Here is a 26,094-nt window from a genome sequence, read left to right as displayed (position 1 = left end):
TTCTCGGCTTCATGATCTACGTAGTCATCGCATTTGCCTTCAGGCTTGCCCTACGCGGACGGCCATCGACCAAAACATATCGCGAATTCAGCGATCTCCTCGCTCGCGGCGCAATGGGGTTGTCGATGTTGTACTTCATGTATCTCGGCTTCGTCGTCGTCGAGCCGCCCAGGGTGGGTGTCCCGTCCGTGGTGTTTGGGCCGTTCATGATGCTGGCGCTGACGATCGGCGCCGGGCTCGGCGGCGTCATCCTGCTGTTGGTCTTCATGGGAGCGGGGAAGAAGCCCGAGAGGGCCGAGGGCCAGCGCAAAAAGCAGCGTCGGGCAGCGTAAGGCCCCATGGCGCACACGGTGGGCACGAGATGAGGAATGACCGGTTTTGCTGGATTTATAGGTTGCCGGCGGATGTCGCGATCCGGGGGCGGACTTTGCCCGGCATGGCCGGGTTTGCGCGCTAGAACACGGAATCCCGGGATACGCGAAAAGGCAACGAAACCTACATGAAGAGCCATTCCATGCAGATCAGCTTTCGATGTACCGCAAAAACGGACCCCGATGAATTCAGGACGATCTCTGTCGCCTGGCCGAATTTCGAATTGTCCTGCGATTGTGACGGTTTCAATGGCGTGATCTGCAGTCATATCGATGCGACCCTTGTAGCGGGCGAACGAGCCATGGTCCCGGAAGAAGATTGGGACCTGGCAGATCAGGCGATGGTATCGGTTCAAGACCTCATTCTCGTTCCTCCGGACTGGAGAGGTGCATGGCGTCAAGACCTTGTGTGGCGCGGGTTTACTTCTGTTAGACGCGGGCCTCGGCGAATAGTTGGCGAGGATGGTAAGCCGGTCGTCTGTTTTACCGGCGCCATGCCACGCCCACGAAAGTCTCTCATCGCGGAGGCTGAGGCAGCTGGATGGGACGCGGTGGATAATCCCCATTCAAAACTTGATGTCCTGGTCGCGGCCGATCCGAATGGCAAAAGCGCCAAATTGGCGTTCGCCAGGAAGAACGGGATTCCAGTCCTGACATTTTCCGAATGGGGTTCTCTGACGATTGACGGTGAAATCGTCCAATAAACGCCGGAACAGCTGAGTGGTCCGTGTCCGGGTGCGCGTCTCCGACTGCGCTAGGCGCTGTTACTCAGTCAGAATTTTTCAAAACGTAGCTGGCGTCTTATGGCCCGCGCTCGGCGACTTGGGTTGCCGCCGTCTAACACGCATGCAATCATTTCAATGTTCTACGGGAGCACTAGGGGGCCCTTTATGCTCGTCGCCGCACCCGGCCATCCAAGATTAAAGGGTAGCTTAAGAGGCTACCCTTTTTTTGTTTACAACCGAAACGAGCGAAGGATTAACTTGTTCCCATGAAAGTCCCGAGCCTGAGATCCGAACATAAAAGCAATCAGGATCAATCCAGAAACTTTCAGACGCAGCGGTGTGTAAGAGCTATATCACCTGATTCCCAGTTTTACGGTTGGTCGTAAGATACTTTGAAACCGTCGGATGGATGGAGCGAAGCGATACCCATCGATTGCTATTGAACCCTACAGCTGCCCTTTTCTGTTACCAGCGTGAATGCTATATCTCGGACATGACCACCGCCGAAGACATCGAGAAAGCCATCGAACAGCTCGCCCCGCGCGAGCTTGAACGCCTTCGCGCCTGGTTCGAAGCCTTCGACGCCCGGCAATTCGACGCCGCGATCGAGCGGGACATCGGCGCCGGCAAGCTGGATGCCCATGCGGAAGAGGCACTCGCCGCGCACCGCGCCGGGCGCTCGCGCGATTTGTGAGGCATTCCGCTTCATCAAAATTCTGGACAGCCTACGAGGCTTTGCCGCTTCAGGTTCGAAAGCTGGCCGACGCGAACTTTGAGCTTCTGAAACGCGATCCACGCCATCCGTCGCTGCAGTTCAAGAAAGTCGGACGATACTGGTCGGTCCGGGTCGGGCTCCGCTATCGGGCCCTCGCCGTAGACGTGGACGGCGGCTATCTCTGGTTCTGGATCGGCTCGCATGCCGACTACGACAGATTGATTGGCTGAAGGTCGCAAACCCGTAGCGCGGATGTGCGTAAACGTAATCCGCCCTGTCACACAATCCGGTCGGTGCAATATGCTGCGCTATGCTCGGGAATTACGTTGACAGTGCACTAAACTGGCGAAGCTATTAAACGGAAGCTATTAAACGCACTGTCACCGTAGCGCGTAGGATGGGTTGAGCGAAGCGATACCCATCACCTGGTTTCATGCCTCGATGGGTTTCGCAAACGGCTCAAATCAACCATCCTGCGCGCTCGAAGCACCGCAACGACCAGTGCGACTCGCTACGCGGGCTTGAGCCCGGGATTCTCGATTTGAAACGTGGCGTCCGCCTGATCGAGCGGCTTCGACGTATCGATTCGATCGAGGAACAGCTGAAAACCTCGATGCCGGATGAACCTGTCACGGAAGTTTGCCGAAAAGTATGACCGGTACCGTCTATCATCGCTACGATCGGCCAGTCCGGGCGCCCAATTCCACGTGGCATCGTTGATAAAGCGCTCTCGATCCGGCGAACCTGGAGGTGGCATCTTGCCCATCACCAGCCTGAAGTCCTTGTGACGGAGGAAATACCCCCTGAGATTTTCATTGCGTGCCTCAAACATCACGCCATAGGTAGAGCCGAACGCGCTGCGAATGAGAAACGTCGCATCCAGCCGATCCCGCTCGCCCGACGTATACGAAACTTCGGCGAGTTCGACCTGGAAATTTCTGTGGCGAATGTAACGCCTGTTGTAGTTGTAGGAACGGAAACTTGTCGAAGGGCCGATCGCCTGGGACAGCGCCTGCAGGGGCGCTCCGATGCTGCCCAGAACCGCCGACGCGGCCGATGCCTTGATGAGTGTGCGACGAGAAAAGGTCATCTGCTTTCCTCCCGTTATTGCTGCGCATCCTGTGTGCGCAAACAAATGCTAGCACAATCTTGGGTAAAGAGTGTGAAGCAGTTCACTCTGAATGCGGAATTTCGCGGCAGGCGCGCAAGCTGCTGCATGGATTGCTTCGTCGCAAGGGCTCCTCGCAATGACGTCGAAGGAGCTGCATCCCGCGGCATGGGTGATGCCGTTCATGCCTGGATGCGTTCAGCAAGTCCCCCAACGTCCTGCGCGCTGATCTCAGGCTTCGCTGCCGATCTCTGCGGATCGGAACTGTTCCGCTTCGGAGAAGGAAAACGTAATCTCGTCGAGGGCCACACCGAACTGCCAGGCGATCTTCTGCGGGAGAGCTTTCCTCCAGTACAGGCTCTGCTCGTGCAAGGAGCCGTGATCGCCTTCCAGGTGCTTCTTCGGACACCCGCCCCAGCAGACCGGAAGAAACGAACAGCGGCTGCAGTTGGGCTGAAGGGTCGGGTCGAAGGCGTCCCACCATCCTGCGTCGGGCCCCGGCGACATTTCGCGCCCGGCTCCGCGGAACGCGACCGGCCGGTTCTTCTCGCCGACCTGAAGCCCGCAACGATAATGGTTGCCGTCGGCACCTATGACGATGGAATCGTTTGCCAGCGCCGCGCACACCGAGGTCCGCGGCAGCGGATAGATCGACCTCGTCGTGGTCTCGTCGAGGGTTGCTTCATCAGGCACAAGCCGGCGTGCCCGCGCGCGAAGCGTTTCGAACTCGTCCTCCGACAATTTCGTGCGACTGAGGAAACCCGCGCGCTCCGAAAAGTCCGATATTCGGGCAAGCTGGAAGACGCACAGGAACGGCCGGTCAAACCAGCCGCGCAGCCTGCAAAAATCGATGAAGCCTTCCAGGTCGCCCTGGTTGCCACGGTCCGAGTTGAACCGAAGGTCCACCCGGACGACTTCAAGCAACTTGTCGACGACCTCGACGGCCCGGTCGAACGACGAAACGGACGGCCCGGATGCTCTGCCCTTCCGATACCTCCGTCGCTTGTCGTGATTGACCTTGAGCCCATCAAACGAAATCTGGACCTGACGGATGCGGTGCTCTCGGATGAAGGCGGCGGCGTCTTCAGGCCAGCACGTTCCGTTCGAGATGACCGAGGCGGAATAACTGACTTTCAGCTCTTCGCAAAGCGCCTGGAGGGCGATCGACGCTGCCTCGATGAACCCGATGTTGAGAAGCGGTTCACCGCCGTACCAGTCGACGTGAAGACTGTCTCTTCCCGACGCTGCCAGACGCCCGCGCGTCCAATCGACTATTCCCGGAATATCCCGGGCGGCGAGCGCGTCGTTCGATCTCGATTCATAACAATAGTAACATCCGAGATTGCAGTCCTGCGTCGTGGTCAGGGTCAGGACCATCGGGGTACGGCCGCGCGCGAGCCAGTACCGCTCCCGAATGGCGCCCAGGTCGTCGAATTCCCGTTCGACCAGAAAGCCGCCCCGACGCAACCCGCCGAGGAGCGAGCGGGGTATGATCCCCGCGGCCACGTTTCGCGGCGGACCGCAGAGCAACCGCGCAAGTTCACGCGCATCCTGGCCCGCCAGGCGGATCGATGCGCCGCTGCCGGCATTGTAAAGGATGCTGTCGTCGCCGATCGGGACGAGAAAATTATACCTCGACGACCGCAGCGTCTCGCGAGGAGGCTTCGTCACTTTTCGATGTCGATGATGGCAATACACATGTTGCTGCCGTAGCCACAAAGGCGCGCCCCGATTCGGGCAGCTTTCTTGAGGTCCGGCGTGATACTCTCGACCTGTACCACGTGCATTTTCGCGCCCGGACGTGCCTTCAGCCTCACGTCCTTGTCTTCCGAGACGATGAGACTCACTTTCGAGCTCTTGGCCGGCTTGCGTGCCATGGGTCACCTCCGCAGGAATAACAACCTATGGTGGCGCGAAAAAAGTCCAGGGTCAAGCGTTTGTCGAAACGCCGCAGGACAGTTCACGCGGCCCTGCCTTGCCGTCGTTCTCGTTGTCCGCCGCCCAAAACCTTGCCATTCCGGCCGGACTCAACTATCTTACTTTCATCTTACCGGATGAAGCCGCCATGTCCCCCAGGCAGAAACTGACCACCATTGTCTCGACCAAGGGCCAGGTGATCTTGCCCAAGGCGATCCGGGAGCGGTTGCGCTGGCCCGCCGGAACGGAACTGACGGTGGAGGATACCGCCGAGGGCGTGCTGCTGAAGGCGAAGCCCGCCTTTGCGGCCACCCGGCCGAAAGACGTGTTCGGCTCCCTGCCCTGCAAGGGGCCGGCAAAGTCGATCTCGGACATGAAGGCAGGGATCGCCGCCGAGGCGAAGCGGCGGCATGCTCGCAATCGATACTAATCTCATCGTCCGCTATCTCGTGGCGGACGATCCTGCACAGGCTGCCCGGGCGCGCAGGCTGATCGATAATCACGACGTCTTCGTCTGCACTACGGTCCTGCTGGAGACCGAGTGGGTGCTGCGGAGCGTCTATGGATTTACCGTGGCCCAGTGCGCCAGCGCGCTTTCCGATTTTGCCGGACTGCCGCGCACCCGCCTGGAAGATGCCGCCGCCGCGGCGAAGGCGCTGGCCTGGATGCGGCAGGGCGTGGACTTTGCGGATGGCCTGCATCTGGCCGGCGCGGAAGGCTGCGAGGCCTTCATCAGCTTCGACCAGGATTTTGCCAAGTCCGCCAACGCCCTCGGCGGCATCAAGGTGCGGGCGCCCTGACGCCGGCCGCGTGGCTGGCCCGCTAGGGACGAAAGGTGACGGACTACGCTCTCGTAATCCGCCCCACTCCCCTCATCCTCTCACTTCGCCAACCCCAGCGACTTCAGCGCCTTGCCGTTGTCCTCGTTGTCGGTCTTCATGAACTCGCCGAACTTGGCCGAATCCAGATAGATCATGTCGAAGCCGCGACGGTTCATGAAATCCTTGAACTCCTGGCTGTCCCAGATCTTCTTGATCGCGGTTTCGTATTGCGCGACGATTTCCTTCGGCACGCCCTTGGGCGCCGCGAAGCCGCGCCACACGCCCTTGTGCCACTTGTGACCCGTCGCCTCCTCGGTGGTCGGCACGTCGGGGAAGTTCGGCGCGCGCGTCGGGGAGAAGAACACCAGGCTGCGCAAACGCCCCGCCTTGATCAGCGCCTCGGCTTCCGGCATCGAGCAGGAGACGAAATCGACGCCCCCGGCCGCGAGGTCGGTCAGCGCGGTCGCAGCGCCGGTGGACGGCACCCAGCGGATCGAGCCGGGCGACAGCCCGTCGGCCTGCATCAGGCCGGCGAGCGCGACATGCCAGCTTCCGCCCTGCCCGGTGCCCGAGGCCACCACCTTGTTCGGGTTCGCCTTGATGTGCGCGAACAGGTCCTTGACGGTCTTGTGGGGCGAGTCGGCCTTGACGTGGATCGCGGCGGGATCCTGGTTGACCAGCGCGATCGGCGTGTACTTCTCGAAGGTGAGATCGGTCAGCCCCACCCAGTGCATCAGATTGATCTCGAGCGTGATGAGGCCGATCGTGTATCCGTCGGGGGCCGCGGTGGCGATCGCCTGGTGGCCGATCACGCCCGAACCGCCGGTGCGGTTGGTGACGTTCACCGGCTGCTTGAGATCGCGTTCCAGCATGGCGCCGATCTGGCGCGCCACCGCGTCGGTGCCGCCGCCGGCGGCCCACGGCACGATCAGCGTGATCGCCCGCTCCGGAAACGCCGCTCTCGCGCTGCCGGCGCCGAACAGGGGTGCTGCCGCAAGCGCCGCAAGCGCCAAAATTCCCAGATGTTTTCTGATTTGATTGCCGACCTGATTGCCGAGCTGGCGAAACGACATTCGCAAATCCTCCCGCTTTGTTTTTGTTGCGCCGCGTGAACCCCCGCGACGCCGCGCTTTTGCGCTGTTCGCATTCCGACGGCGCCACGCCGACATGTCAAGCGGAAGTGCGTGGGAGGGCAGCGGCGAAGCGACGCCCACCGCTTCACCAACGTCATCGCGAGGAGCGCGCCATGACGTGGATGGATCGATGCCGCGCGCCGGGCACCGCCGCGGCTGCGGTCACCGGGTGTTGCCGGCCGCATCGCGCCAATCTAGGGTGATGTCATGCAGGACAAAGTAACGGAAGCGGTCAGGAAGCAGTACGAGGCGTACAGCTATCCGCCGCCGATCGAGGATGCCGAGCAATTCCTGAAGCAATGGGGACCGCTGACCTGCGACCCCAAATTTGCCGGCATTCAACTGTGGCCGGAGGGCCGGCCGCGGCAGGACCTGCGCATCCTGTGCGCCGGCTGCGGCTCTTCCCAGGCGGCGCTGATCGCGCTCAACAATCCGGACTGTTCGGTGGTCGGCATCGATCTGTCCGAGGCCAGTCTCGCGCATTCGAACCGTCATCGCGAGCGACACAACCTCGGCAACCTCGAGCTTCGGCAACTGAGCCTGCTCGATGTCGGCGAACTGGATCGCACCTTCGACCTGATCATCTGCACCGGCGTACTGCATCACCTTCCCGATCCGGACGCCGGACTGAAGGCGCTCGCCGATGTGCTCGATACCAGGGGAAGCATGGCCATCATGCTGTACGGGACCGCCGGGCGCGCCGGCGTCTATCTGCTCCAGGATATTTTGCGGCGGCTCGGCGCCGGTCCCGATGCCGAGGGCCTGAAGCTCGCGCGCGAGCTTCTGAAATTCGTCCCGCGGAACCATTACCTGATCGCGCCGACCGGCAGGCTGCCCCAGGACCTCGCCGACGATGCGGGGATCGTGGACATGCTGCTGCACCCGCAGGACCGCGCCTATTCGGTGCCGCAGATCATGGCGTTCGTCGAGACGGCCGGGCTGGTTTTCTCCGGCTGGAGCGACAACGCCCTCTATTGCGCCGACCGGTTTCTGAGCGGCGAGTTGCTGGAACGGGTGCTCGCGCTCCCGGCCGTCGAGCAGTGGGCCATCATCGACAATCTCACTTTGATCAACGGGCGGCACGATTTTTTCGTCAGGAAGCCGCAGAGCGCGCGCTTCCTCACATGTTTCGATACCGATGATTTTCTGTCCTATGTCCCGCTCATCCGCGCCGGCACAAGGCTTGGCGGCGACGCCAATGCCTTGATGCTGACGCGCCCCTCGCTGCATGGCGAGCTGGCGATCCCGATATCGCGGGCCGAAGCCATGCTGCTGGAGCAGGCCGACGGCAACAGGACCGTCTCGCACATCCTGTCCCACCCCTCATTCGCGCGGCTTCCGCCCGTCCAGCGGACGAATTTCGCGCGCGACGCCTGCGAACGCATGTGGCGATCGGGGCACGTCCTGTTCGGCCGATCCGGCACGTAGCCCAGTCATCGCCGTCCCTGCGAATGCGTGCGAACGTCAGGCACGACGGGCGTTTAATCTGTCCTACGCATTCGAACCCGGCCACGAAGACTGATCCTTCGGCAAACGGCCGGTCGGGTCGTGTACTTCAACGAGGTGCGGCAGGGACGGCCCCCAGCGCCACAAAACGAGATTCGACATGTCCGGCCTTGCACCATTCGCGAAGGACGGCACCAGAATTCCGGCAGCGCCTTTTGCAATCAGGCGCGCAGCCATGTCCCAGGACGCAGGCGTCCGGCCGTGGGCGCGGTCGTCGGCCCAGGCACATGACAAAGCTGCAATATCTGCGTCCTCGGCAGCTCTCCCCGTATCGGTTCGCAGATCGACGACATCCTCGACATCGACGTTGTAGCTGCAGATGGTCAGCGGATCGATCCGATGGCCGAAGCCATGACCCATCTCGACCAGCATTCCCTCGATGGTCAGCGCCAGATACAGCGCGGGCGTACCTGCCGGATTGAACCTTCCGCCTTTGGCCGCGGCACCGTCGCCGGAAAGCGGCGACCATGCCCACCTCGGGTCATGCCCGCGATAACCGACACCCACCCATCTCAAGCAAAGCCACCGGTGGCGATGTGATCGAGATAATCCCGGACCGCGGCCGCCTTGCCGTCCTTGACCAGCGACTCTGCGGTGCGGCCACCGAATGCGGCGATCGGCTCCGCCCGATACCAGGCCATGGCCTGCCTTTCGCCGCCGGCCCAGTCGGCGATCCGGCCGACGATTTCCAGCATTTCGGTCGCACGGGCCTGGGTTTTGGGAGCCGAGACGCGTGATGACCGATAGACCGTCTCCGGACTGACGCCGATGGTTTCGGCGAGTTGCAGCTTCGACATGCCGAAGCGTTTCACGACATCCTCGACGTTCAACACGCCTTCCCGGTCCAGAAAATGCGTGACCAGATTTCCGCCCCGCAGCGCAGGCGCGACAGCCCCGCCTCTGGACGGTTCGGATCCGCCAGCCATCTTGCCCGGGCCCTTCGCGCCCCGAATCGTGCGCCTAGATATCGCCATCGCAATCACCTGGATGCCATATATACATGGCATAATATATGGCATGGATGCCGGCTCGTCCAGCCAGGAATCGAAATACCCTATCTAAATACCTCCAACTTGGTTGTTTCTGGCATTGCATGGGGTTGTTTTCAACATTTTGGTTGGAGGGGTGGCCCGCCCTCGCCGGCGGCCATTTGCGGCATGACGCGGGATCGCGTATTGCGGCCCACCCGGTCGAATCCAGGAGCCCATCATGCAAGTCGCGGTCATCGGCGCCGGCGCCGTCGGGTGTTACTATGGCGGCCTGCTGCTGCGCGCCGGGCATGAGGTGACCTTCATCGGCCGGGCGCCGCATGTAGACGCCATCAACGCCCATGGCCTGCTGCTGGACCTCAAGGGTTTTGCAGGCCACCTGCCCGCCAGGGCCGCGACCGACGCCGGCGCCCTCGCCGCGCCGGACCTCGTGCTGGTCTGCGTCAAGTCGGCCGATACCGAAGCGGCGGGCCGCGCGCTGGCCGGCCATCTGCGACCCGATACATCCATCCTCAGCCTGCAGAACGGCGTCGACAATGCGCAGCGGCTGCGCGCCGCCACCGGCCACCCCGTGATCGCCGCCGTGGTCTATGTCGGCAGCGAAATGGCCGGGCCCGGCCATGTCAGGCATCACGGCGGCGGCAACCTCGTGATCGGCGCGTCGCCGGCCAGCGAGGCGCTGGCGCAGGCGCTGCGCGACGCCGGCATTCACACCACCATCGCCGGCGACATCGAGGCCGTGCAATGGACCAAGCTGATCACCAACTGCGCCTTCAACGCGCTGTCCGCGGTGGCCGGCATCGCCTACGGACCGATGCTGCAGGTCGAGGGGACGAGGGATGTCATTGCCAGCGCCGTGCGGGAAGCCGCCGATGTCGCCCGCGCCTGCGGCGTGGCGATCCCGCCCGATATCGAGGCGCAGATCATGAAGATCCCCGCCGCGATGCCGAACCAGACCTCCTCCACCGCGCAGGACCTTGCGCGCGGCAAGCCCGGCGAGATCGACTTCCTCAACGGCCATGTGGTGCGCAAGGGCGCCGAACTCGGCATCGCCACGCCGACCAACCAGGCGCTGCAGGTGATGGTGAAGCTGGCGGAACGCGGCCGGCAGTTGTCGCCGGGCCGGAATCCGGCGACGTCATAGCGACGCGGATAGTCGAAGGTCTCTCCCTGCCGGCGGGCGCCGGCAAGGAGAAAGAGAGCAAGGTCTCAGGCGGCCTTGCTGACGGCGGGTTTCAGATGCGCCAGCCGCGGCAGCACTTCCTGCTTCAGCAGCCGCAGCGAATTGTGCCAGGCCTCCGGCTTGTGCTTGTAGTCGAAGCCGAACACCAGCAGCGTGCCGAAGCCGCCGACCTCGCGGTAGATCTTCTCGATCTTCTCGGCCACCGTCGCGGGCGAACCGATGATCCAGTTGTGCCTCGCGCAATAATCGACGGTGACGTCGCCGTCAGGCACATCCGGCTGATGCTTGAGATAATCCTTGAAGCCGAAGTGGCCGAGCAGCGGCAGGAAGTATTCGCTCATCATCCGGCCCATCATGTCGCCCACCGACAGCCGCCAGGCCTCCTCGTCAGTGTCGGCGACGAACACCTCGCGAACCATCCGCCAGTCCTGCCGGTTCGGCGTGCGTCCGGTCTTGGCCGCGCCGATCTCGACCGATTCCCAGTGGCTCGAGACATAGGCCGGGTTGAGGTTGAGGCTCATCGGGATATAGCCGCGCTCGCCCGCCAGCTTCAGCGTGTCGGAGCCCTTGCTGAGACCGGCCACGCCGATCGGCGGATGCGGTGCCTGCAGCGGCTTGATGTGCGGCTTCAGGAAATCGAACATCACGTCGGGCTTGGACACCGTCCAGAATTTGCCGTTGTAGGTCCAGGGCGCGTCCTCGGTCCACATCTTCAGGATGATCTCCAGCGCCTCGCGGGTCATGTCGCGGTTCTGGCCGGACATGCCGTCGACGTTGAACATCGCCCAGTCGCTCGGCAGGCCGGAGGCGGCGACGCCGAAATTGAGCCGGCCCTCGGAGAGATGGTCGAGCATTGCGACGCGGTTGGCGAGTTCGGCGGGATGGTGGTACGGCAGCAGGAAGCCGCCGGGACCGAGGCGGATATTTTTGGTCTGCAGGAACGCCTGCGCCAGCAGCAGATCCGGCGACGGATGCGGCTCCCATGGCGCGGTGTGGTGCTCGCCGATCCAGGCTTCCTGGTAGCCGAGTTCGTCGGCCCAGCGCAGCACCTGCAGATCCCAGTCGTGGCCTTCCTTCAGCCCGCACTCCGGCGGATGCGAAGGCATGGTGAAATAACCGATTTCCATGAGGCTTCCTTCCCTGTTTTTTGTTCATTGCAGAACGCTTGGCAGCACGTCTTTGCGCGCGTTGAGCCTGCCACCGCCCGGCGCGCGCGCTGGCCGCCGGACGTCGCAATCAGGGACGCAGCCGTTCTACCGCTGCGGCCCCGACAGCGAGATCTCCTGTTCGGCGCGGAACACGTTGGCGTAAAGGCTGGCGATCCAGCGACGCCCGCTCGACGTCATGTTGAGATAGCGGATTTCGGTCTGGATATGGGGCGCCACGCTGTTCCAGTAAAATTGCGGATAACGATTGACGATATCGGCGGGCGAGTCATAACCGAGCTGGCGGTTGATGCCGACCTCCTCGAATTCATGATAGAGCGCGTTGGCCTTCCGGATATAGTTGGGATCGCCGAGCTGTCCGATGAAATCCGCCGCGCGGACGATCGAGGCGATCTCATCGTATTGCTGGTCCGGCAGCGGCGGAAACCTCGTGCCTTCGATCGCATCGGCGATGCGCTGCCTGTTCAGCGGACCGACGCCCTCGATCCGCCGCATCACATAGAGCTTCGATCGGTCAACATGGTGCGGCATCAGCCCGGCGTCCGATGAGCCGCGCGGCAACGTCACCTTGCCGCCGGCCGCATCGATCACGAAGCCGTCGGCGTCGTCGTCCCGGAACAGGCCACGGACATAGCCGATGTCATGGGCCAGGCAGGCAATGATGACATGGGCATAGTCGTCCGCGGTCATGTGACAGTGCAAGGCGCGGCCGCGCAGGATATCGTGGCCCGCCAGCGTGACCAGCAGCGTGTGCTCGACATTGTGGTAAAGCGCGTCGCTGTTGCCGATGCATTCGAGCGCGATCCGGGCCGCGCTCGGCACGATCTCCACCAGCGATTGAGAGGGCCCGAACCGGCGGCGCATATAGGACCGGAGAAATTCCTCCAGCGCGTCCGCCGCCAGTTCCGGTATGGTCATCATCGATGCTGCCCTGCTTCCGACCGTCTCTCGCCCGCTCCCGAAACTTTCGTTCACTGGTAGCGGCGCCAGCATAGCGCATCTCGGGCTCGGTCAAAGCGCGGAATTATATTGCGGTGCGCTGCCCGGCGCCCGGCTCCGGCGACCAATCTAGGGCGCCCTGGTTGCACCCTCGGGTGAGGCTTGCCTGGAAGCGGAGAAGATTTCCCAGGTCACCATGAACATGGCTGCGATCAACGGACCGATCACAAAGCCATTCAGACCAAACACTTCAATGCCACCCAGCGTGGAAATCAGCACGACATAGTCCGGCAGCTTGGTATCCTTGCCGATCAGGAACGGACGCAGGACATTGTCCACCAATCCGATCACGACCACCCCGTACACGATCAGACCGATGCCCTCCCACACGGCGCCGGTTGCCAGCAGGTAAAGCGCGACGGGCCCCCAGACAAGGCCGGCGCCGATCGCCGGCAACAGCGACAGGAAGGCCATCAACACCGCCCACAACAGCGCCGCGTGAATCCCCAGAAACCAGAATGCCAGGCCACCCAGCGCACCCTGAACGATCGCCACCAGAATGCCGCCTTTCACCGTCGCGCGAACGACATCGGCTAGCCTCGTGAACAGAGCGGTTTTCTGGTTGGCGCGAAGTGGAATATCCCCCTTGACTCGCTCGGTCAGCGCCCTGCCGTCGCGCAACAGGAAGAACAGCAGGTACAGCATGATGCCGAGGCCGATCATGAAGTCGAACGTGTTCAGTCCGATGCTGAGCGCCTGGGGGCCCAGTACCTCTCCGCTTTGCACCAGGCCGGATGCCAGTTTTTCGCGAGCCGCCGAGAGATCCGTCAGGCCGAAGCGATCCAGCAGGCCCTTGGCCCAGGCCGGCAGGGCATCGACCATGCGCTGAACGAAGCCGGCGATATCGTACTCTCCGGACTTCACCTTCGCGTAAAGGCCGGAAGCTTCCTGCACCAGGGAAGCCGCGATCATGATCAGCGGCAGAATGACCATGGCGACGATGACCAGCACCGTCCCCAGCGCGGCGAGATTCGGCCGCCTGCCCGTCCGCCCCAGCAGTCTCCGGTTGAGCGGCGCAAAAATCAGGGCGCCGACGATCGCCCACAGAATGGCGCCGTAGAACGGCAGCAGTATCCAGCCAAACGCCAAACTGACGGCGAGCAGCAACAATAGAAAAGTCTGATTTTCGAGCCTGCGCACGGCGGCCTGTCCTTCTCGTCGGTTTGCCGCTCTGCCGTCTCGATGAGCCGGCGGCGCTCCATCCTGCATGTCCTATAGAACAATTGGAGCCCGGTCGTTAAGCTTTCGGAACCACCCATGTTCCGGGATCACGCCGGGGTTATTTGAACGGAGGCGCCAAACGCGCTACGAATTCGGCACTTATCGAAGCTGTTTTAATTCCCGGAGGCGGTTCATGTCGTCCATTACCCGCCGCTGCCTGCTGTCGCTGGCGGCCGCCCTCGTTCCGGGCGCGGCGCTCGCCCATCACGGCTGGGGCGGATACGACACATCGAAGTCGTTTACGCTCACCGGCAAGATCCTTAAATCGGCATTTGAAAACCCGCATTGCGAGATCGAGATGGAGGTCGATGGCAAGCACTGGCACTTCGTGCTGGCGCCGCCCTCGCGCATGAACGCACGCGGCCTTACCGCGGACATGATCGCACCCGGCAAGACCTGCACCGTGTTCGGCTATCCCCACAGCAGCAAGCCGGACGAGGCCCGCATCGAATACGTGATTGTCGACGGCAAGCGCGTCGAATTGCGGTAGACCGGCGTGGAACAACAGCCGGCGGCATCGATCTTCCTTGCCCTGCAGGAAAGCGCGCTGGGCCATGCGATGCGCTCTTCGCCCGTGCTTTATCCCGCCGCAGAGATCCTCCATATCATCGGTTTCGTCGTGCTGGTGGGATCGATCCTGGCGCTCGATCTGAGACTGCTCGGGCTGGCGCGCGCGATTCCGATTCAGCCGATGGCCCAATTGCTGCTGCCGATGGCGCGGGTCGGCTTCGTGCTGGCGGTCAGCATGGGTTTTCTGCTGTTCAGCGCCGACGCCTCGCATGTGGTGCGCAATCCCGCGTTCCTGAGCAAACTGCTGCTGATCGCCGCGGCGCTGGTCAACGTCGTGATCGCGCATCTCGGACCGTGGCGGCGGCTGGAGCAGTGGGGCGCGGAAATGCCAGGGGGCACCGAGGCGCCCCTGGGCGTCAAGGCCACGGCGCTGCTGTCGCTGTTGCTTTGGCTCGGCGTCGTCTGCGCCGGACGCCTGATAGCGTATATGTAGCGAGATCCGATGCGCAGCATCCGTTTTGTCATCATTGCCATCCTGTTCGGCCTCGGCGCCGCGGCGGACAGCGCCGGCGCCGGTGAGGCCGAGGCGTGGTCCGGCCTGCGCGCCGGCAGGCATGTCGCGCTGATGCGGCATGCTGACGCGCCGGGCGGTCTTGGCGACCCCGCGGGTTATCGGGTCGACGACTGCGCCACCCAGCGCAATCTCAGCGCCAGGGGGCGCGCGGATGCCCTCAAGATCGGCGCGCGGCTGCGATCGGAGGGCATCGTGTTCGAACGAATCCTCTCCTCGCCCTGGTGCCGCTGCCTCGACACCGCCACGCTTCTGGAAATGGGACCGGTGAAAGCCGAGCCGACCTTCGGCAATGCGTTCGTGCTGAGAGATCAGCTGAACGCGCTGACAGCGGGCGCGCGCGCCGTAATCGATCAGTGGACCGGCAGCGGAAACCTCCTCGTCGTGACGCATGGCGCCAACATTGGAGCGCTCACCGGCATTCAGCCGGCGAGCGGCGAGATCGTCGTGGTCCGTGGCGGAAGCGGCGGCGGCCGCGAAGTGGTCGGCCGGCTGGCGCTCGATTGATACTCGCCGGTCGCCTTGCAGCGGCGCCGGCGCTTCGCTCCGTCAGCTTTGATGCGGTCCCTGCATCATCTTCATGGCATCCTCGATGTGACGCCATTCCCTGGCGTCTTCCGCCTCGCCCTTGCTCTCGCAAGCCTGCGCATTCCGTGCCGCTTTGGCGATCGCGCCGAAGCCATGCTGCTCGATCATCTGCCTCGCGATGGTGTGGATCTGCGTCTCGGATGTCATCTCGCGCACTCCCTGATCTTTCCGCTTCTTCCAGAAAACGGCTGAACCCGAGTTCTCGTTCCATCCTGCCGCGCCATATCCGGGGTTCCCGGGAACGGCTGCTGCAGCAGCCCCACACTCTCCATGCTGCCGCCTTGCTTTGGTCAAACCGGGCGGGACTCTGGAGCCGGGCAAAAGCTCGTCGACCAAGGGTTCGTCTGGACCGAGCACGGAGCGCCAATGCATTCCACATTGAAGTTGAGAGATTCCGATCCGCACGACGATTTTGCGATCGCTCCCGACGGGGTCACGGCCGCATGGGCCGACAAGGTTCTCGCCGACATCACCGGTGACGCCCGGATTGCTACCGGCTCCGCCGACCTGCAGGGTCCCAGGCGGCAGCCTCCTGCGGTCGCCGCGGCCGCGCCGATGGTCGATACCACCTTTCGCGCCACCGTCACCGACACTACCGCCGACGATGTCAGCGCCCCCGTCGCTCCCCCGTTGACCAGCCGCTTGGCGAAAATTGCGTTTTTGCTGGTATTCGCAATAGGCAGCGCTGCTGCAGCCGCCGCGTGGCGGAGCCATGGCGATACGGCGAAGCAGACGATCGCGAACTGGATGCCCGGTTTCGCAGCCGCCTCGCCGCCACCGGCGGAAACGGCGGCGCCGCCGGCGCAGACCGATACGCCCGCGGCTGAGGTCGTCGCGGCCGAGCAGACGCCTGCGCCGCCTGCAGAAGCTGCGGCGCAGCCTGCGGAAAGCGCGGCGCCGGCCGCCAGCGCGCCCTCCCCGGAGACGGCGCAGTTGCAGTCGATGGCGCGTGATCTTGCGGCCATGGCGCAACAGGTCGAGCAACTCCAGGCCAGCATTGCCGAACTGAAGGCGAGCCAGGAAGCAGCGTCCCGCGATCTCGCCAAATCGTCCGAGAGCAAGGCGGCCGAGACAAAGCCCGCCGCACGAAATCCGCGGCCGAGGACAGCAGCAGCGCCGCCCCGAACGGCCACAGCGCCTCCGCATCGGCCGCTGCCGGTCTATGCGCCCGCACAGGTCGCCGCGCAGCCGGCCCCGCCCGTGTCAACTCTGCCCGCGCCGCCACCACCGCCGGCCACGGGCCGGACGGAAGACGGCGAACCGATCGTCCGGCCGCCAATGCCGCTGCGCTGATCAATATCCGCCGAGCCACACCGAACAAAATGCGCGGTACGGCGTTAGCACGACGCACACCCCGGGTGACAACCGGCCATAACAGGGACGATGGACGCAGCGCAATTTTGCCGGTTTCTGCCTGCGACATCAACGTATCGGTACGCGTTTACATCTAACCTGTTCCCGGGGCGTGCACTTACGAAAATCCGACATCCGCCAGCACCGGCAGATGGTCCGAATAGGCCGCCGCATCGCGGTCGGTCCACGCCTTGGTCATGATCGCATTTGGCGTGGCGTAGATGCGGTCGAGCCGCAGCACCGGAAGCCGCGAGGGAAAGGTCCGCAACCGGGTTCGCACCGGACAGCGCGCCGCCAGCACCCTTCTTACCGACATCACCCAGAACCAGTCGTTGAAATCGCCGACCACGACGGTGCGCTGTGCGTCGACCAGCGCGGCGAGCGCCCGCGCCTGCGCGTAGCGCTCATGCAGGCTGAGGCCGAGATGGGTGGCCACGACGGTCACCTCGCCGATCGGCGAGCGAATCGCGGCCGAAATCGCCCGGCGCGGCTCGCGTTCCTGGTAGGACACGTCGGTCACTGCGGGCTCGGCGGCGAACGGCCAGCGGCTGATCAGCACCTGGCCATAATCGCCATCCTTGGTGACAATCGATCGCGCCGCGACACGATGTTCGCCGACCACGTCCGCCAGCGTGCCGAACACGTCGTCCTTGCGCCCGCGCGAGTCGACTTCCTGCAGGGCGACCACGTCGGGCGACCATTTCCGGATGATCGAGGAGACGCCTTCGAGGTCGAAATTCGGATTGAGGTTGAACGTGCCGTGCACGTTCCAGGTCATGATGCGGATGGTTTCCGTCACGCGCGGCGTCCGCTCCACCATGTCACCACGAACTGCACCACGAGACAGAGTGCGATCCACAGAACGATGGTCAGCCCGAGCGGGATCGCGTTCGACCACGACGCGTTGCTGGCGAAGTCCGCTATCTGCGCGCCGAGCGCTGCCATGGCGATGATGCCGGGCGCCATGCCGAGTACGGTGCCCGCCAGGAAATCGGTGAGGCGCAACTGGCTGGCGCCGGCCAGCACGTTGACGAGCGAGAACGGCGCGACCGGCACCATCCGGATCATCGCCACTGCGACCACGCCCTTGCCGACGATGCGGCGCTGGATCCGCAGGGCGCGGGCGCCGAGCAGCGATTGCAGCCGCTTGTGGCCGAGAAAGCGGCCGATCATGAACAGCAGCAGCGAACTTGCGAGCACGCCGGCGGTGGCGCTGAGAGCGCCGATCCAAGGCCCCAGCGCCGCCGCCGTCGCGGCGATCAGCACCACCACCGGGAACAGCACCAGCCCGCCGAGGACGAACGCCGCCACCGCATACAGCGGCGCCATGGCCGACTGCGAATACTGCGCGATGACCACGGAGACGTAGCTGATATCGGTAAACTCCCGCAGCGAGGTGGTGTGCCAGGCCAGCGCCAGACCGGCGAGCGCGGCTGCGGTGCCGGCTACCGCCCCCACGGTACGCGGGGTCCACATCCGCCGCGCGGTGCCCTGCAGATTGAGCGGTGTCTTCGGATCCGCGATCGGCTGGATGATGCCGGCCATCGCGCCAACCGCGGTCGTTTCGCAGTCGATGGGCAACAGGGCCCTGCCCGAGGCTGCAGCAGCATGGCGATCGAGAAATCCGAGCAGGTCATCCTCGTTGGCGGCGATGGTGTCTTCTCCGACGCCGCAAAAATGTCCGATCAGCGCGCGCCGCAGGCCGCGGATGAATTCACGGTGCTCGTCGCCGCCGGCTTCGAACGCCAGATCGCATTCGCTGTCCGCCCCCATCGACCGGTTGTTGAGGTTGGCCGAGCCTACCCGCAGGAACCCGTCGTCGACGATCATAACCTTGCTGTGCACCATCACGGCCGCCGTCCGTTCTCCATCCCCCACTGCCGGATAGAGAATGCGCAGCCGGTCCGCGACCCCGGCCGCGACGAATGGATCCATGAACCCGCCGCGGCCGCCATGCATCGCCTGCGATTCCAGCCATGATGAGTGCGCCTTCGGCGTTACGATCAGAACGTGCAGCGACGGCACGTCGGCCATCCGCCGCGCCAGCATTTCCGCGATCTCGGTGGCGCTGGTGAACTGGTTCTCGATGTAGATGAAGCGGCTGGCGGCGTTGATCGAGGCCTCGAACAGCCGCGCCACCTCGTCGACCCCCGCCTGCAGCGCGGTTCGCAACTCGGTCCGTGCGATGGCGGCACCGATCCGCCGCGCCCCTGCCGGCACCGATGCGGGCCAGCGATCGCCCTCGACGGTTTCGCAGGCTTCGACCGGGCAGCCCGCAGCGCGCCATCGCGCCGCCGCGATCTCGCCGAGTGCGGCCGCGGCCTCCCCCTCGACCAGGCACTGGACGTCGTGGAATGGCGGGTACGGCTCGCCGTCGGGATCGCGGCGCAGCGGATGGTCGGCGAGATGCTCGCTGGTGTCCCAGCGCCGGATCGTTAGGTCGAGCCCGCCGGAGAACGCAATCGCGTTGTCGATCACGACGATCTTCTGATGCTGGGACGATCCGAGGGGAAGGCTGGAGTCCAGGCAAAATCGAATTCGGCCGTCGCACCCCGCGGTGAATTTGTCAGCCGAGTTCCACTCCCGTTCGGGCGCATACAACGCCGCGAAATCCCACGCCAGAATGTTGATCCGCAACTCCGGTTTGACCGCGACCAGCCCGGCGAGAAACGGACCGAGTTCTACCGGCAGTTTGTCATCGACGCGGCCGGACGGCCCGACCAGCGGCGTTTGGGAGTGAATGTCCCAGCCGATGATGTGCACCTGCCGCTCCGCCAGCAGCAGCGCATCGCGGAGCGCGCCGAAATACACAGCGGCGTCGTTGAAGACAGCCACCCGGCTCGCTTCACATCGCTTCCAGACGGTTCGGCCGGGGATAAGGATCGATGAACTCTGAAGCAGGGCGTGACCTCTGGTGTTGAGAACACACCAAACGCCCGGGAACCCGAGGAGTTCCCGGCGCAAGTTCCCTGGTTTGAAGGCCCTATTTCCCCGGTACGAACATCAGCGCAAAGGACGGAATATAGGTGGTGAGGAACAGCACGAACAGCATCACCAGGATGTGCGGCCAGATTGCCCGCGAGATCTGGCCGAGACTGAGCCCCGAAATCGCCATGCCCACGAACAGGCAGTAGCCGATCGGCGGCGCCGCCATGCCGATCGCCACGTTGGTGACGATGATGGAGCCGAAATGAATCGGATCGACGCCGAACTTGGTCGCAATCGCGATCAGCATCGGACCGAGGATGACCATGATCGCGATCTCGTCCATGACGGCGGCGAGCAGGAAGAAGGCGACGTTGAGCGCGGCGAGCGCCATCCATTTCTCGGTGACATGGCTGGCGAGCCAGGTCGCGAAACCGGTGGCGATCTGCTCCTGTGCGATCAGCACGCCGAAGCCCGCCGACACCGCAATGATGGCGGTGACGATCGCGCTGGTGCGCACCGATCGCAGAACGATGTCCGGCAGCGCCCTGAAACTCATCTGCCGCTCGACGAGCAGGCCGACGATGACGGCATAGATGCAACTGATGCCGGCCGCCTCGGTCGGCGTGAAGATGCCGCCATAGATGCCGCCGAGCACCACCAGCGGCGAGAGCAGCGCCCATTTGCCGTGCGAAAAGGCCGCGCGGGTCTCGGCCCAACTGGCCCTTGGCTGCTTGGGCACGTTGTTGCGCTTGGCATGCACATAGCAGATCACCAGCAGCCCGACGGCGATGGCGAAGCCCGGCACGATACCCGACAGGAACAATTTGCCGATCGACTGCTCGGCCACGATGCCCCAGATCACGAAGGCAATCGAAGGCGGTATCAGCGGGCCGAGCACGCCGGCGCTTACCGCGATCGCGGCGGCGAAAGCCCTGTTGTAGCCCGCCGCCGCCATCGCCGGAATCAGGATCGCGCCGATCGCCGCGGTCGTGGCCGGCGCCGAACCCGAGATCGCCGAGAACACCAGTGCTGCCAGCACTGCGACCATGGCGAGTCCGCCGGTGCGGTGACGCACCAGCACGGCGGCGACGTCGACCAGGCGCTGCGACAGTCCACCGGCCGTCATCAATTCGCCCGCCAGCATGAACAGCGGGATCGCGAGCAGGCTGAAAGACTGCGATCCCGCGACCAGTTGCTGCGCGAGAAAGGCCGGCTCCATGTCGACCGCCGTCAACACCAGCATGACGATGACGCCGATGGCGATGGCAAAGGGAATGCCGAGCGTAACGAGGCCGGCGAAGCCGGCGGTGAGCAGCAGAATGCTGGCGCTCATGGCGCCGGTTCCGGCAACGGTTCGGCCGGCGGGCCGGCCAGCATGCGCCAACTCGCGAACAGTCCAATCAGCCCTCCCGCGACCGGCGCCAGGGCATGCAGGAATTCGATCGGGTAGCCGATGGCGGCCGACACCGAGCCGCCGGTCATGTCGAGGAAGCGCAGCCCCGACCATGCGAGATAGAAGCCGAACACCGCCGTCAACGCGTCGATCGCCCGCTCCGCCCACGCACGGCCGCCCGGTGGAGCGAGGTTGATCAGGGCATCGAGCCGGACATGGAAGCCCTCCCGCACGCCGAATGCGAGCCCGCCCATCACCGACCACGAAAACATCAGTACCGCGAGTTCCTCCGTCCAGGACGGGGTGCGGCCGAACACATAGCGCATCACCACCTGCAGCGCGATGCAGCCGACCATGATCGCGGTGGCCGCGATCAGGCTCCACTTCAAGGCGCCGGCGACGAACGCGATGGCGCGTTCGACGCCGCGCAGGGCGGGACTATCCATGGCTGCGGGCCCGGGGGGTGCCAGGTCGTTACTGTTTGGCGGCGGCCGCTTCCTTCATCAGATCGGGTCCGATCGATGCCTTGAAGGTCTCGTAGACACTCTCCACCGAGGCGCGGAACGGCTTGAAGTCGCTGACGCGATTGACCTTCATGCCGGCCTTCTCGAGCCTGGCGACAACTTCCTTGGCGGCGGCGCCGGCAGCCTCGCGCTGCGCCTTGGTGGCGGCGACGCCGGAATCGGTGACCACCTTCTTCAGGTCGTCAGGCAGTTTGTCGAAGGCCCGCTTCGACATCAGCAGCGGAATGGCGGAGTAGGTGTGATTGGTGATCGAGAGATATTTCGTCACCTCGAAATACTTGTTCTGATCGATCACCGCGAGCGGGATTTCCAGCCCGTCGATGGCGCCCTGCTGCACGGCAGTGAAAGTCTCACCCCAGGCCATCGGCACGGCGTTGCCGCCCAGCGAGGAGAACATGCCGATGAAGACAGGGTTCTGCATGACACGGTACTTCACGCCCTTGACGTCGTCGGGCTTCTCGACCGGGCGGACATTGTTGATCATGTTGCGGAAGCCGCCTTCCATCCAGCCGAGCAGCTTGACGCCCTTGGCTTCGAGCTTGGTTGCCAATTTCTGGCCGACCGGGCCGTCGAGCACGCGCTGGGCCTGGGCCTCGTTCTCGTACAGGAACGGTAGATCGTTGAGCTGGAATGTCGGCTCGATCTGGGCGACCACCGCGTTGGTGATGACGCCGGCATCGACCGTGCCGAGCCGCATGCCCTCGAGCATCGGCTTCTCGTCGCCGAGCTGCCGGTTTGGATAAAGCTGGACCTCGATGCGGCCATTTGAACTCGCCTCCACGCGCTCCTTGAAGGCGCGCGCGCCGGTGGCATAGGGGTCCTGCGCGCCGTCGGAGGTGGTCCAGCCGAGCTTGATGACGGTCTTTTGCTGGGCGAAGGCCGGCGCGCCAGCGAGCGCGATTCCGGCAGCAGTAAAGGCGCACGCAAGCGCGCGGCGTGTGATGAGGCTAGCCATGGGTAACTCCTCCTGTTGATAAGAAGCGCCGCCGTTCAGCCGGCGGTCGCGGTGGGAAATCCGTAGAGACGCGCGGGATTGTCGACCAGGATGCGGTTGCGCAGAGCCGCCTCCGGCACCCAGAGCGGCAGCAAATCGAGCAGCGCGCCGGTATTGAACATGGGCCCTTCGACCGAGACATGCGGCCAGTCGGAACCCCAGACGCAACGCTCCGGCGCTGCCGCGACCAGCGCCTTCGCGAAATCAAGCGTATCATGGAACGGCGCCCCGGCCTGCGATATCCGGTAGGCGCCGGACAGCTTGGTCCATGCCCTGCCTTCTCCAAGCAACCGCAGCATCCATTGGAAGCCGGGATGAGCGACGCCGGCCGACACCGGCATATGGCCCATATGGTCGATCACGACTTCCACCGGCAGCTTCATGATGCGTGGACCGAGTTCCGGCAGGTTGCGCGCGTCGATCAACAGCTGGATATGCCATCCGAGCGGCGCGACGCGGGCGGCCAGCCGCTCCATCTCGTCGATCGCCACGCCGCCGCCGAACAGCACGTTGATGCGGATGCCGCGCACGCCGGCCGCATGCAGCGCTTCGAGTTCGCCGTCGCCGACATCGGGCGCGACCACGGCGACGCCGCGCAGCCGGCCGGGATGCGCGTTCAGGCTCTCGATCATGCAGCGGTTGTCGGTGCCGTAGACGCTGATCTGGACCAGCACGCCACGCGCCATGTTGAGACTGTCGAGCATGCCGAGATAGGCGGACTCGGGCGCCGGAGGCGGCGTGTAACTGCGGCTCGCCACCATGGGGAAGCGGATCGCCGGCCCGATGACATGGGCATGGGTGTCGCAGGCATCGGCCGGAACGGCAAAGCCGGGCGGACTGACGAACGGATTCGGTCCCTGACAGGGCGGCGGCTCGCGTGGCGGCGCGCTCATGACCGCGACCCTGTGAACGGTCCGAGGCCAAGCCGTTCCATCGCCGCCGACAGATGACCGCGCATCGCTGCTTCCGCGGCCGGTGCGTTACGCTGCTCGATCGCCGCGAACACCGCCTCATGCTCGGCCTGCACGGCCAGCACGCTCTCGGGGTGACGCGCTGCGGTGTTCGAGCGCGCCCTGGCGATGGAGCCATGCAGATTGGCGCCGAGAAAGGTCAGGAATCGGTCGAAATAGGGGTTACGCGAGGCCCGGGCAATGGTGGCGTGAAAGCGATTGTCGGCCGCGACATCGTCCTCCTTGCCCGCGATCGCGATGTTCATGTCATGCAGGCAGGCGCGCATCATTGCCAGTTCGCTGCGACTGGCGCGAACGGCGGCCAGGCCGGCCGCGGCCCCTTCCACCGCGACGCGGAGCTGAAAGATGTCGTGCAGGTCCTTGACCGCGGCGGGGTCCGGCTCGAGCCGAAACAGCCCCCTGCCCGGTTCCGCCGCGACGAAGGCGCCGAGCCCCTGCCGCGTATCGATCAATTCGTCCGATTTCAGCCGCGACATCGCTTCGCGCACCACCATCCGCGACACGTCAAAGCGCTCGGCCAGCTCCTTTTCGGAAGGCAGCCGTGCGCCGGGTGCGAACTCGCCGGTCCGGATCGCCGCGGCAAGCTGGCGGGCGACCTCGTCGGACAGGCGCGGAGCGCGGGTAACGGTGGTGATGGAGGTCATATTGACCGGTTATCATACAAGTGGGAGAGCGGACAAGTTCCAATCATGCCCTTGTCTGGCCTTGGCCCATGATGCGGGTGCCATACGGTGAGTGGCTGCAGCCGTTGAACCTTTCAGTGCCGCGGTAGACAGATGCTTGCCGGGGGATTGCGTTTTCCGGATGTGGCACAGCGCCACCAGGCAATATTCAGCCTGGTGGCGCTGCTGCGTTTACGACCTGTTTGACGTCGGCGGATGCGCGTTCGTTGCTAGGCCTGATCGGCCCCGAGCAATTCGAGGTACCGCGCCGCCGATCGCTCCACGGCCTTCGCGCCGCCGCTCATCACCTGGCGCCCCGGAAAGGCGCCGTAGATCCTGTCGAACTTCCATGCCGCGAGCGTCTCGGCGATACGGCGAACCGTGGTCGCCGACAGCGGCATCATGTTGGGATAGCTCCAGAGGAACGAGACGCGATTGAGATCCGCCGCCACCTGCACGATGTCCCCGCTGAGGATCGCGCCGCCTCCGTCGGCGCCGCCGGACCAATGCAGCACCGTGCCGCCGGGAAAGTGGCCGCCGAGCCGCAGCAGCGTCACGCCATCGGCGATTTCCAGCCTCTCGCCGCGCCAGGCGCGCACCGCGGGATCGGCCCGCATGATCCATTCCGAATCGGCGGCGTGCAGATGGATCGGGCAGTCAAAGCGATGCGCCCAATCCTGCATGCAGGTGTAATAATGCGGATGCGAGATGGCGATCGCGCGCAGGCCGCCCACCGCGCGGATCAGCGCCTCGGTGGCATCGTCCAGCAAGGCAAGGCAGTCCCACAGGATGTTGCCCTCGGCCGTGCGCAACAGCAATGCGCGCTGGCCGATCGCGAATTGCGGCGATGTGTGAATTTCGAACAGGCCGGCCTCGAGTTGCCGCCAGCCATTGACGTGCCCGCGGGCAAGCCTTTCCGGCGTTGTCCAGGCCTGTCCGCCTGGCGGCACATACTGGCGTTCGTCGTCACAGATCCGGCAGCGGCGCGGCGGTTCGGATGCTTCGGGATACGAGGTGCCGCAGGCGCAGCAGATGTGAATCGGCATCGAACATCCTGCCCCCTCAGAGATCGCCGAGATCGGGCGGATCGAACCAGTTCGTCAGCGACAGGCCGCCATCGATCACGACAGACGATCCCGTGACATAGGCCGACACCTTGTTCGACAGCACCGCCAGCGCCATCGGCGCGAGGTCGGCGGCCTGCCCGAGGCGACCGAGCGGGATATGTCTGGCCAATGCCGGATCGGCGACGAACCCGCCGGCGGCGACCGCGCCAGGCACCAGCGCGTTGACGCGGATCCCGTAGCGGCCCCATGTCCTGGCCAGTTCCTTTACCAGCATGGCGAGCGCGGCCTTCGATGTCGAGTAATGCGGCAGGTTGCGCGGCGTGGCCGCGTGCAGCGAGGTGAGGAAAAGGAACGAGCCCGGTTCCTTCGCCGCGATCAGCGGGCGCGCCAGTTCGCGCGCGAGATGAAAGCCGGCATCGACATTGACCGCGCGCATCTGCGCCCACGTCTCATCGCTGACGGCCATAGCATGATCGGCCTCCCGCCGCGGCGGCGACGCGCTGTGAACGAAATGCGTCACCCGCCCGACCTCTGATTGCGCATGCGCCAACAGCGCATCGCATACGGCGCGATCCCCGAGGTTGCCCACGAAGGCAGATGCCAGTTCCGGCCGCGGCGAGGTCTTGATCGCATCGGCGACCGTATCCGGATTGACGTCGGCGAACACGGTCCGCACGCC

The 26,094-nt window shown here is 64.4% G+C and carries 30 protein-coding genes and 1 pseudogene; 12 read left to right on the top strand and 19 right to left on the bottom strand.

Features of this window, described 5'->3' with window-relative positions; all coding sequences use genetic code 11:
- The 4 genes and pseudogenes from Q8R73_RS00915 to Q8R73_RS00900 all read left to right on the top strand — a co-directional run.
- Window positions 1–332: pseudogene (locus Q8R73_RS00915) on the top strand (hypothetical protein); the annotation flags it as partial.
- A gap of 167 nt (window positions 333–499) precedes the next feature.
- Window positions 500–1,075: a hypothetical protein gene (locus Q8R73_RS00910; protein ID WP_305717671.1), complete on the top strand. Its 576-nt coding sequence runs from the start codon at window positions 500–502 to the stop codon at window positions 1,073–1,075.
- Window positions 1,076–1,589: 514 nt separating this feature from the next.
- A complete protein-coding gene (locus tag Q8R73_RS00905) occupies window positions 1,590–1,790 on the top strand; it encodes a hypothetical protein (RefSeq protein WP_305717670.1) in 201 nt (66 codons plus the stop codon).
- Window positions 1,787–2,041 carry a hypothetical protein gene (locus Q8R73_RS00900; protein ID WP_305717669.1) on the top strand — a complete coding sequence of 85 codons (255 nt, stop codon included), beginning with the start codon at window positions 1,787–1,789 and terminating at the stop codon, window positions 2,039–2,041. Before Q8R73_RS00905 ends, Q8R73_RS00900 begins: the two co-directional genes overlap by 4 nt.
- Window positions 2,042–2,322: 281 nt before the next feature.
- Here Q8R73_RS00900 and Q8R73_RS00895 read toward each other — a convergent pair whose 3' ends face one another.
- The 3 genes from Q8R73_RS00895 to Q8R73_RS00885 all read right to left on the bottom strand — a co-directional run bounded on the left by Q8R73_RS00895 (window position 2,323) and on the right by Q8R73_RS00885 (window position 4,796).
- Entirely contained in the window at window positions 2,323–2,901 is a 579-nt protein-coding gene (locus tag Q8R73_RS00895) for an AbfB domain-containing protein (RefSeq protein WP_305717668.1), read from the bottom strand.
- Window positions 2,902–3,150: 249 nt separating this feature from the next.
- On the bottom strand, window positions 3,151–4,590 hold the full coding sequence (locus Q8R73_RS00890) for a radical SAM/SPASM domain-containing protein (RefSeq protein ID WP_305717667.1): 1,440 nt from the start codon (window positions 4,588–4,590) through the stop codon (window positions 3,151–3,153).
- On the bottom strand, window positions 4,587–4,796 hold the full coding sequence (locus Q8R73_RS00885) for a hypothetical protein (protein ID WP_305717666.1): 210 nt from the start codon (window positions 4,794–4,796) through the stop codon (window positions 4,587–4,589). Before Q8R73_RS00885 ends, Q8R73_RS00890 begins: the two co-directional genes overlap by 4 nt.
- A gap of 188 nt (window positions 4,797–4,984) precedes the next feature.
- Between Q8R73_RS00885 and Q8R73_RS00880 the strand changes: the two genes are divergently transcribed.
- Both Q8R73_RS00880 and Q8R73_RS00875 read left to right on the top strand, forming a co-directional pair.
- Window positions 4,985–5,266 (top strand): AbrB/MazE/SpoVT family DNA-binding domain-containing protein, encoded by a 282-nt coding sequence (locus Q8R73_RS00880; RefSeq protein WP_305717665.1) that lies wholly within the window; start codon window positions 4,985–4,987, stop codon window positions 5,264–5,266.
- Window positions 5,247–5,636, top strand: coding sequence for a type II toxin-antitoxin system VapC family toxin (locus Q8R73_RS00875; protein WP_305717664.1), 390 nt, complete (start codon window positions 5,247–5,249; stop codon window positions 5,634–5,636). The genes Q8R73_RS00880 and Q8R73_RS00875 overlap by 20 nt, the downstream gene beginning before the upstream one ends.
- Window positions 5,637–5,716: 80 nt before the next feature.
- On the opposite strand, the gene Q8R73_RS00870 is transcribed toward Q8R73_RS00875, so the two are convergent.
- On the bottom strand, window positions 5,717–6,730 hold the full coding sequence (locus tag Q8R73_RS00870; RefSeq protein ID WP_305717663.1) for a tripartite tricarboxylate transporter substrate binding protein: 1,014 nt from the start codon (window positions 6,728–6,730) through the stop codon (window positions 5,717–5,719).
- A 267-nt stretch (window positions 6,731–6,997) separates the two neighbouring features.
- On the opposite strand from Q8R73_RS00870, the gene Q8R73_RS00865 reads away from it, so the two are divergent.
- Window positions 6,998–8,218, top strand: coding sequence for a bifunctional 2-polyprenyl-6-hydroxyphenol methylase/3-demethylubiquinol 3-O-methyltransferase UbiG (locus tag Q8R73_RS00865; RefSeq protein ID WP_305717662.1), 1,221 nt, complete (start codon window positions 6,998–7,000; stop codon window positions 8,216–8,218).
- A gap of 63 nt (window positions 8,219–8,281) precedes the next feature.
- Here Q8R73_RS00865 and Q8R73_RS00860 read toward each other — a convergent pair whose 3' ends face one another.
- Entirely contained in the window at window positions 8,282–8,812 is a 531-nt protein-coding gene (locus Q8R73_RS00860) for an RES family NAD+ phosphorylase (protein WP_305717661.1), read from the bottom strand.
- Window positions 8,809–9,279, bottom strand: coding sequence for an MbcA/ParS/Xre antitoxin family protein (locus Q8R73_RS00855; RefSeq protein WP_371125997.1), 471 nt, complete (start codon window positions 9,277–9,279; stop codon window positions 8,809–8,811). Before Q8R73_RS00855 ends, Q8R73_RS00860 begins: the two co-directional genes overlap by 4 nt.
- 226 nt (window positions 9,280–9,505) lie before the next feature.
- On the opposite strand from Q8R73_RS00855, the gene Q8R73_RS00850 reads away from it, so the two are divergent.
- On the top strand, window positions 9,506–10,429 hold the full coding sequence (locus Q8R73_RS00850) for a ketopantoate reductase family protein (RefSeq protein ID WP_305717660.1): 924 nt from the start codon (window positions 9,506–9,508) through the stop codon (window positions 10,427–10,429).
- 65 nt (window positions 10,430–10,494) lie between these two features.
- On the opposite strand, the gene Q8R73_RS00845 is transcribed toward Q8R73_RS00850, so the two are convergent.
- From Q8R73_RS00845 to Q8R73_RS00835, 3 genes are all read right to left on the bottom strand, one after another.
- Entirely contained in the window at window positions 10,495–11,595 is a 1,101-nt protein-coding gene (locus Q8R73_RS00845) for an LLM class flavin-dependent oxidoreductase (RefSeq protein WP_305717659.1), read from the bottom strand.
- Window positions 11,596–11,721: 126 nt separating this feature from the next.
- Window positions 11,722–12,555 (bottom strand): metal-dependent phosphohydrolase, encoded by an 834-nt coding sequence (locus Q8R73_RS00840; RefSeq protein WP_305717658.1) that lies wholly within the window; start codon window positions 12,553–12,555, stop codon window positions 11,722–11,724.
- A gap of 147 nt (window positions 12,556–12,702) precedes the next feature.
- Window positions 12,703–13,773, bottom strand: a complete 1,071-nt coding sequence (locus Q8R73_RS00835; RefSeq protein ID WP_305717657.1) for an AI-2E family transporter — start codon at window positions 13,771–13,773, stop codon at window positions 12,703–12,705.
- Window positions 13,774–13,987: 214 nt separating this feature from the next.
- Here Q8R73_RS00835 and Q8R73_RS00830 point away from each other — a divergent pair, with 214 nt between their 5' ends.
- From Q8R73_RS00830 to Q8R73_RS00820, 3 genes are read left to right on the top strand one after another with little or no spacing between them, the layout of a single operon-like run.
- Window positions 13,988–14,344, top strand: a complete 357-nt coding sequence (locus Q8R73_RS00830; RefSeq protein ID WP_305717656.1) for a DUF6152 family protein — start codon at window positions 13,988–13,990, stop codon at window positions 14,342–14,344.
- A 6-nt stretch (window positions 14,345–14,350) separates the two neighbouring features.
- Entirely contained in the window at window positions 14,351–14,857 is a 507-nt protein-coding gene (locus Q8R73_RS00825) for a DUF6644 family protein (protein WP_305717655.1), read from the top strand.
- A 9-nt stretch (window positions 14,858–14,866) separates the two neighbouring features.
- On the top strand, window positions 14,867–15,442 hold the full coding sequence (locus Q8R73_RS00820; protein ID WP_305717654.1) for a histidine phosphatase family protein: 576 nt from the start codon (window positions 14,867–14,869) through the stop codon (window positions 15,440–15,442).
- Window positions 15,443–15,484: 42 nt separating this feature from the next.
- On the opposite strand, the gene Q8R73_RS00815 is transcribed toward Q8R73_RS00820, so the two are convergent.
- Entirely contained in the window at window positions 15,485–15,670 is a 186-nt protein-coding gene (locus tag Q8R73_RS00815; protein ID WP_305717653.1) for a hypothetical protein, read from the bottom strand.
- A gap of 219 nt (window positions 15,671–15,889) precedes the next feature.
- Between Q8R73_RS00815 and Q8R73_RS00810 the strand changes: the two genes are divergently transcribed.
- Window positions 15,890–16,816 (top strand): hypothetical protein, encoded by a 927-nt coding sequence (locus Q8R73_RS00810; protein WP_305717652.1) that lies wholly within the window; start codon window positions 15,890–15,892, stop codon window positions 16,814–16,816.
- A 178-nt stretch (window positions 16,817–16,994) separates the two neighbouring features.
- On the opposite strand, the gene Q8R73_RS00805 is transcribed toward Q8R73_RS00810, so the two are convergent.
- The 9 genes from Q8R73_RS00805 to Q8R73_RS00765 all read right to left on the bottom strand — a co-directional run.
- Complete coding sequence (locus Q8R73_RS00805; protein ID WP_305717651.1) at window positions 16,995–17,675, bottom strand: endonuclease/exonuclease/phosphatase family protein; 681 nt, start codon at window positions 17,673–17,675, stop codon at window positions 16,995–16,997.
- Window positions 17,672–19,711: a VTT domain-containing protein gene (locus Q8R73_RS00800; protein WP_305717650.1), complete on the bottom strand. Its 2,040-nt coding sequence runs from the start codon at window positions 19,709–19,711 to the stop codon at window positions 17,672–17,674. The genes Q8R73_RS00805 and Q8R73_RS00800 overlap by 4 nt, the downstream gene beginning before the upstream one ends.
- 148 nt (window positions 19,712–19,859) lie before the next feature.
- Window positions 19,860–21,137, bottom strand: a complete 1,278-nt coding sequence (locus Q8R73_RS00795) for a TRAP transporter large permease (protein ID WP_305717649.1) — start codon at window positions 21,135–21,137, stop codon at window positions 19,860–19,862.
- Window positions 21,134–21,643: a TRAP transporter small permease gene (locus Q8R73_RS00790; RefSeq protein WP_305717648.1), complete on the bottom strand. Its 510-nt coding sequence runs from the start codon at window positions 21,641–21,643 to the stop codon at window positions 21,134–21,136. Before Q8R73_RS00790 ends, Q8R73_RS00795 begins: the two co-directional genes overlap by 4 nt.
- 28 nt (window positions 21,644–21,671) lie before the next feature.
- Window positions 21,672–22,676 carry a TRAP transporter substrate-binding protein gene (locus tag Q8R73_RS00785; RefSeq protein ID WP_305717647.1) on the bottom strand — a complete coding sequence of 335 codons (1,005 nt, stop codon included), beginning with the start codon at window positions 22,674–22,676 and terminating at the stop codon, window positions 21,672–21,674.
- Between the two features lie 35 nt (window positions 22,677–22,711).
- Window positions 22,712–23,608, bottom strand: coding sequence for an amidohydrolase (locus Q8R73_RS00780; RefSeq protein WP_305717646.1), 897 nt, complete (start codon window positions 23,606–23,608; stop codon window positions 22,712–22,714).
- Entirely contained in the window at window positions 23,605–24,330 is a 726-nt protein-coding gene (locus tag Q8R73_RS00775) for a FadR/GntR family transcriptional regulator (protein WP_305717645.1), read from the bottom strand. The genes Q8R73_RS00780 and Q8R73_RS00775 overlap by 4 nt, the downstream gene beginning before the upstream one ends.
- Before the next feature lie 248 nt (window positions 24,331–24,578).
- Window positions 24,579–25,394, bottom strand: coding sequence for an MBL fold metallo-hydrolase (locus tag Q8R73_RS00770; protein WP_305717644.1), 816 nt, complete (start codon window positions 25,392–25,394; stop codon window positions 24,579–24,581).
- Window positions 25,395–25,410: 16 nt separating this feature from the next.
- Window positions 25,411–26,094: SDR family NAD(P)-dependent oxidoreductase (locus tag Q8R73_RS00765; protein WP_305717643.1), on the bottom strand; the 684-nt coding region annotated here is incomplete at its 5' end.

This window comes from Bradyrhizobium sp., from assembly GCF_030697065.1.
Taxonomy (GTDB): domain Bacteria; phylum Pseudomonadota; class Alphaproteobacteria; order Rhizobiales; family Xanthobacteraceae; genus Bradyrhizobium.
The sequence above is the reverse complement of the archived record's forward strand: the minus strand, read 5'-3'. Positions and strand labels throughout refer to the sequence as shown.

Excerpts from the sequence above, each read along its gene's own strand:
- Q8R73_RS00910 (WP_305717671.1), top strand. The coding sequence starts at position 500 with ATGAAGAGCCATTCCATGCAGATCAGCTTTCGATGTACCGCAAAAACG.
- Q8R73_RS00905 (WP_305717670.1), top strand. The coding sequence starts at position 1,590 with ATGACCACCGCCGAAGACATCGAGAAAGCCATCGAACAGCTCGCCCCG.
- Q8R73_RS00895 (WP_305717668.1), bottom strand. The coding sequence starts at position 2,901 with ATGACCTTTTCTCGTCGCACACTCATCAAGGCATCGGCCGCGTCGGCG.
- Q8R73_RS00885 (WP_305717666.1), bottom strand. The coding sequence starts at position 4,796 with ATGGCACGCAAGCCGGCCAAGAGCTCGAAAGTGAGTCTCATCGTCTCG.
- Q8R73_RS00880 (WP_305717665.1), top strand. The coding sequence starts at position 4,985 with ATGTCCCCCAGGCAGAAACTGACCACCATTGTCTCGACCAAGGGCCAG.
- Q8R73_RS00875 (WP_305717664.1), top strand. The coding sequence starts at position 5,247 with ATGCTCGCAATCGATACTAATCTCATCGTCCGCTATCTCGTGGCGGAC.
- Q8R73_RS00870 (WP_305717663.1), bottom strand. The coding sequence starts at position 6,730 with ATGTCGTTTCGCCAGCTCGGCAATCAGGTCGGCAATCAAATCAGAAAA.
- Q8R73_RS00865 (WP_305717662.1), top strand. The coding sequence starts at position 6,998 with ATGCAGGACAAAGTAACGGAAGCGGTCAGGAAGCAGTACGAGGCGTAC.
- Q8R73_RS00850 (WP_305717660.1), top strand. The coding sequence starts at position 9,506 with ATGCAAGTCGCGGTCATCGGCGCCGGCGCCGTCGGGTGTTACTATGGC.
- Q8R73_RS00845 (WP_305717659.1), bottom strand. The coding sequence starts at position 11,595 with ATGGAAATCGGTTATTTCACCATGCCTTCGCATCCGCCGGAGTGCGGG.
- Q8R73_RS00840 (WP_305717658.1), bottom strand. The coding sequence starts at position 12,555 with ATGATGACCATACCGGAACTGGCGGCGGACGCGCTGGAGGAATTTCTC.
- Q8R73_RS00830 (WP_305717656.1), top strand. The coding sequence starts at position 13,988 with ATGTCGTCCATTACCCGCCGCTGCCTGCTGTCGCTGGCGGCCGCCCTC.
- Q8R73_RS00820 (WP_305717654.1), top strand. The coding sequence starts at position 14,867 with ATGCGCAGCATCCGTTTTGTCATCATTGCCATCCTGTTCGGCCTCGGC.
- Q8R73_RS00815 (WP_305717653.1), bottom strand. The coding sequence starts at position 15,670 with ATGACATCCGAGACGCAGATCCACACCATCGCGAGGCAGATGATCGAG.
- Q8R73_RS00810 (WP_305717652.1), top strand. The coding sequence starts at position 15,890 with ATGCATTCCACATTGAAGTTGAGAGATTCCGATCCGCACGACGATTTT.
- Q8R73_RS00795 (WP_305717649.1), bottom strand. The coding sequence starts at position 21,137 with ATGAGCGCCAGCATTCTGCTGCTCACCGCCGGCTTCGCCGGCCTCGTT.
- Q8R73_RS00790 (WP_305717648.1), bottom strand. The coding sequence starts at position 21,643 with ATGGATAGTCCCGCCCTGCGCGGCGTCGAACGCGCCATCGCGTTCGTC.
- Q8R73_RS00785 (WP_305717647.1), bottom strand. The coding sequence starts at position 22,676 with ATGGCTAGCCTCATCACACGCCGCGCGCTTGCGTGCGCCTTTACTGCT.
- Q8R73_RS00780 (WP_305717646.1), bottom strand. The coding sequence starts at position 23,608 with ATGAGCGCGCCGCCACGCGAGCCGCCGCCCTGTCAGGGACCGAATCCG.
- Q8R73_RS00775 (WP_305717645.1), bottom strand. The coding sequence starts at position 24,330 with ATGACCTCCATCACCACCGTTACCCGCGCTCCGCGCCTGTCCGACGAG.
- Q8R73_RS00770 (WP_305717644.1), bottom strand. The coding sequence starts at position 25,394 with ATGCCGATTCACATCTGCTGCGCCTGCGGCACCTCGTATCCCGAAGCA.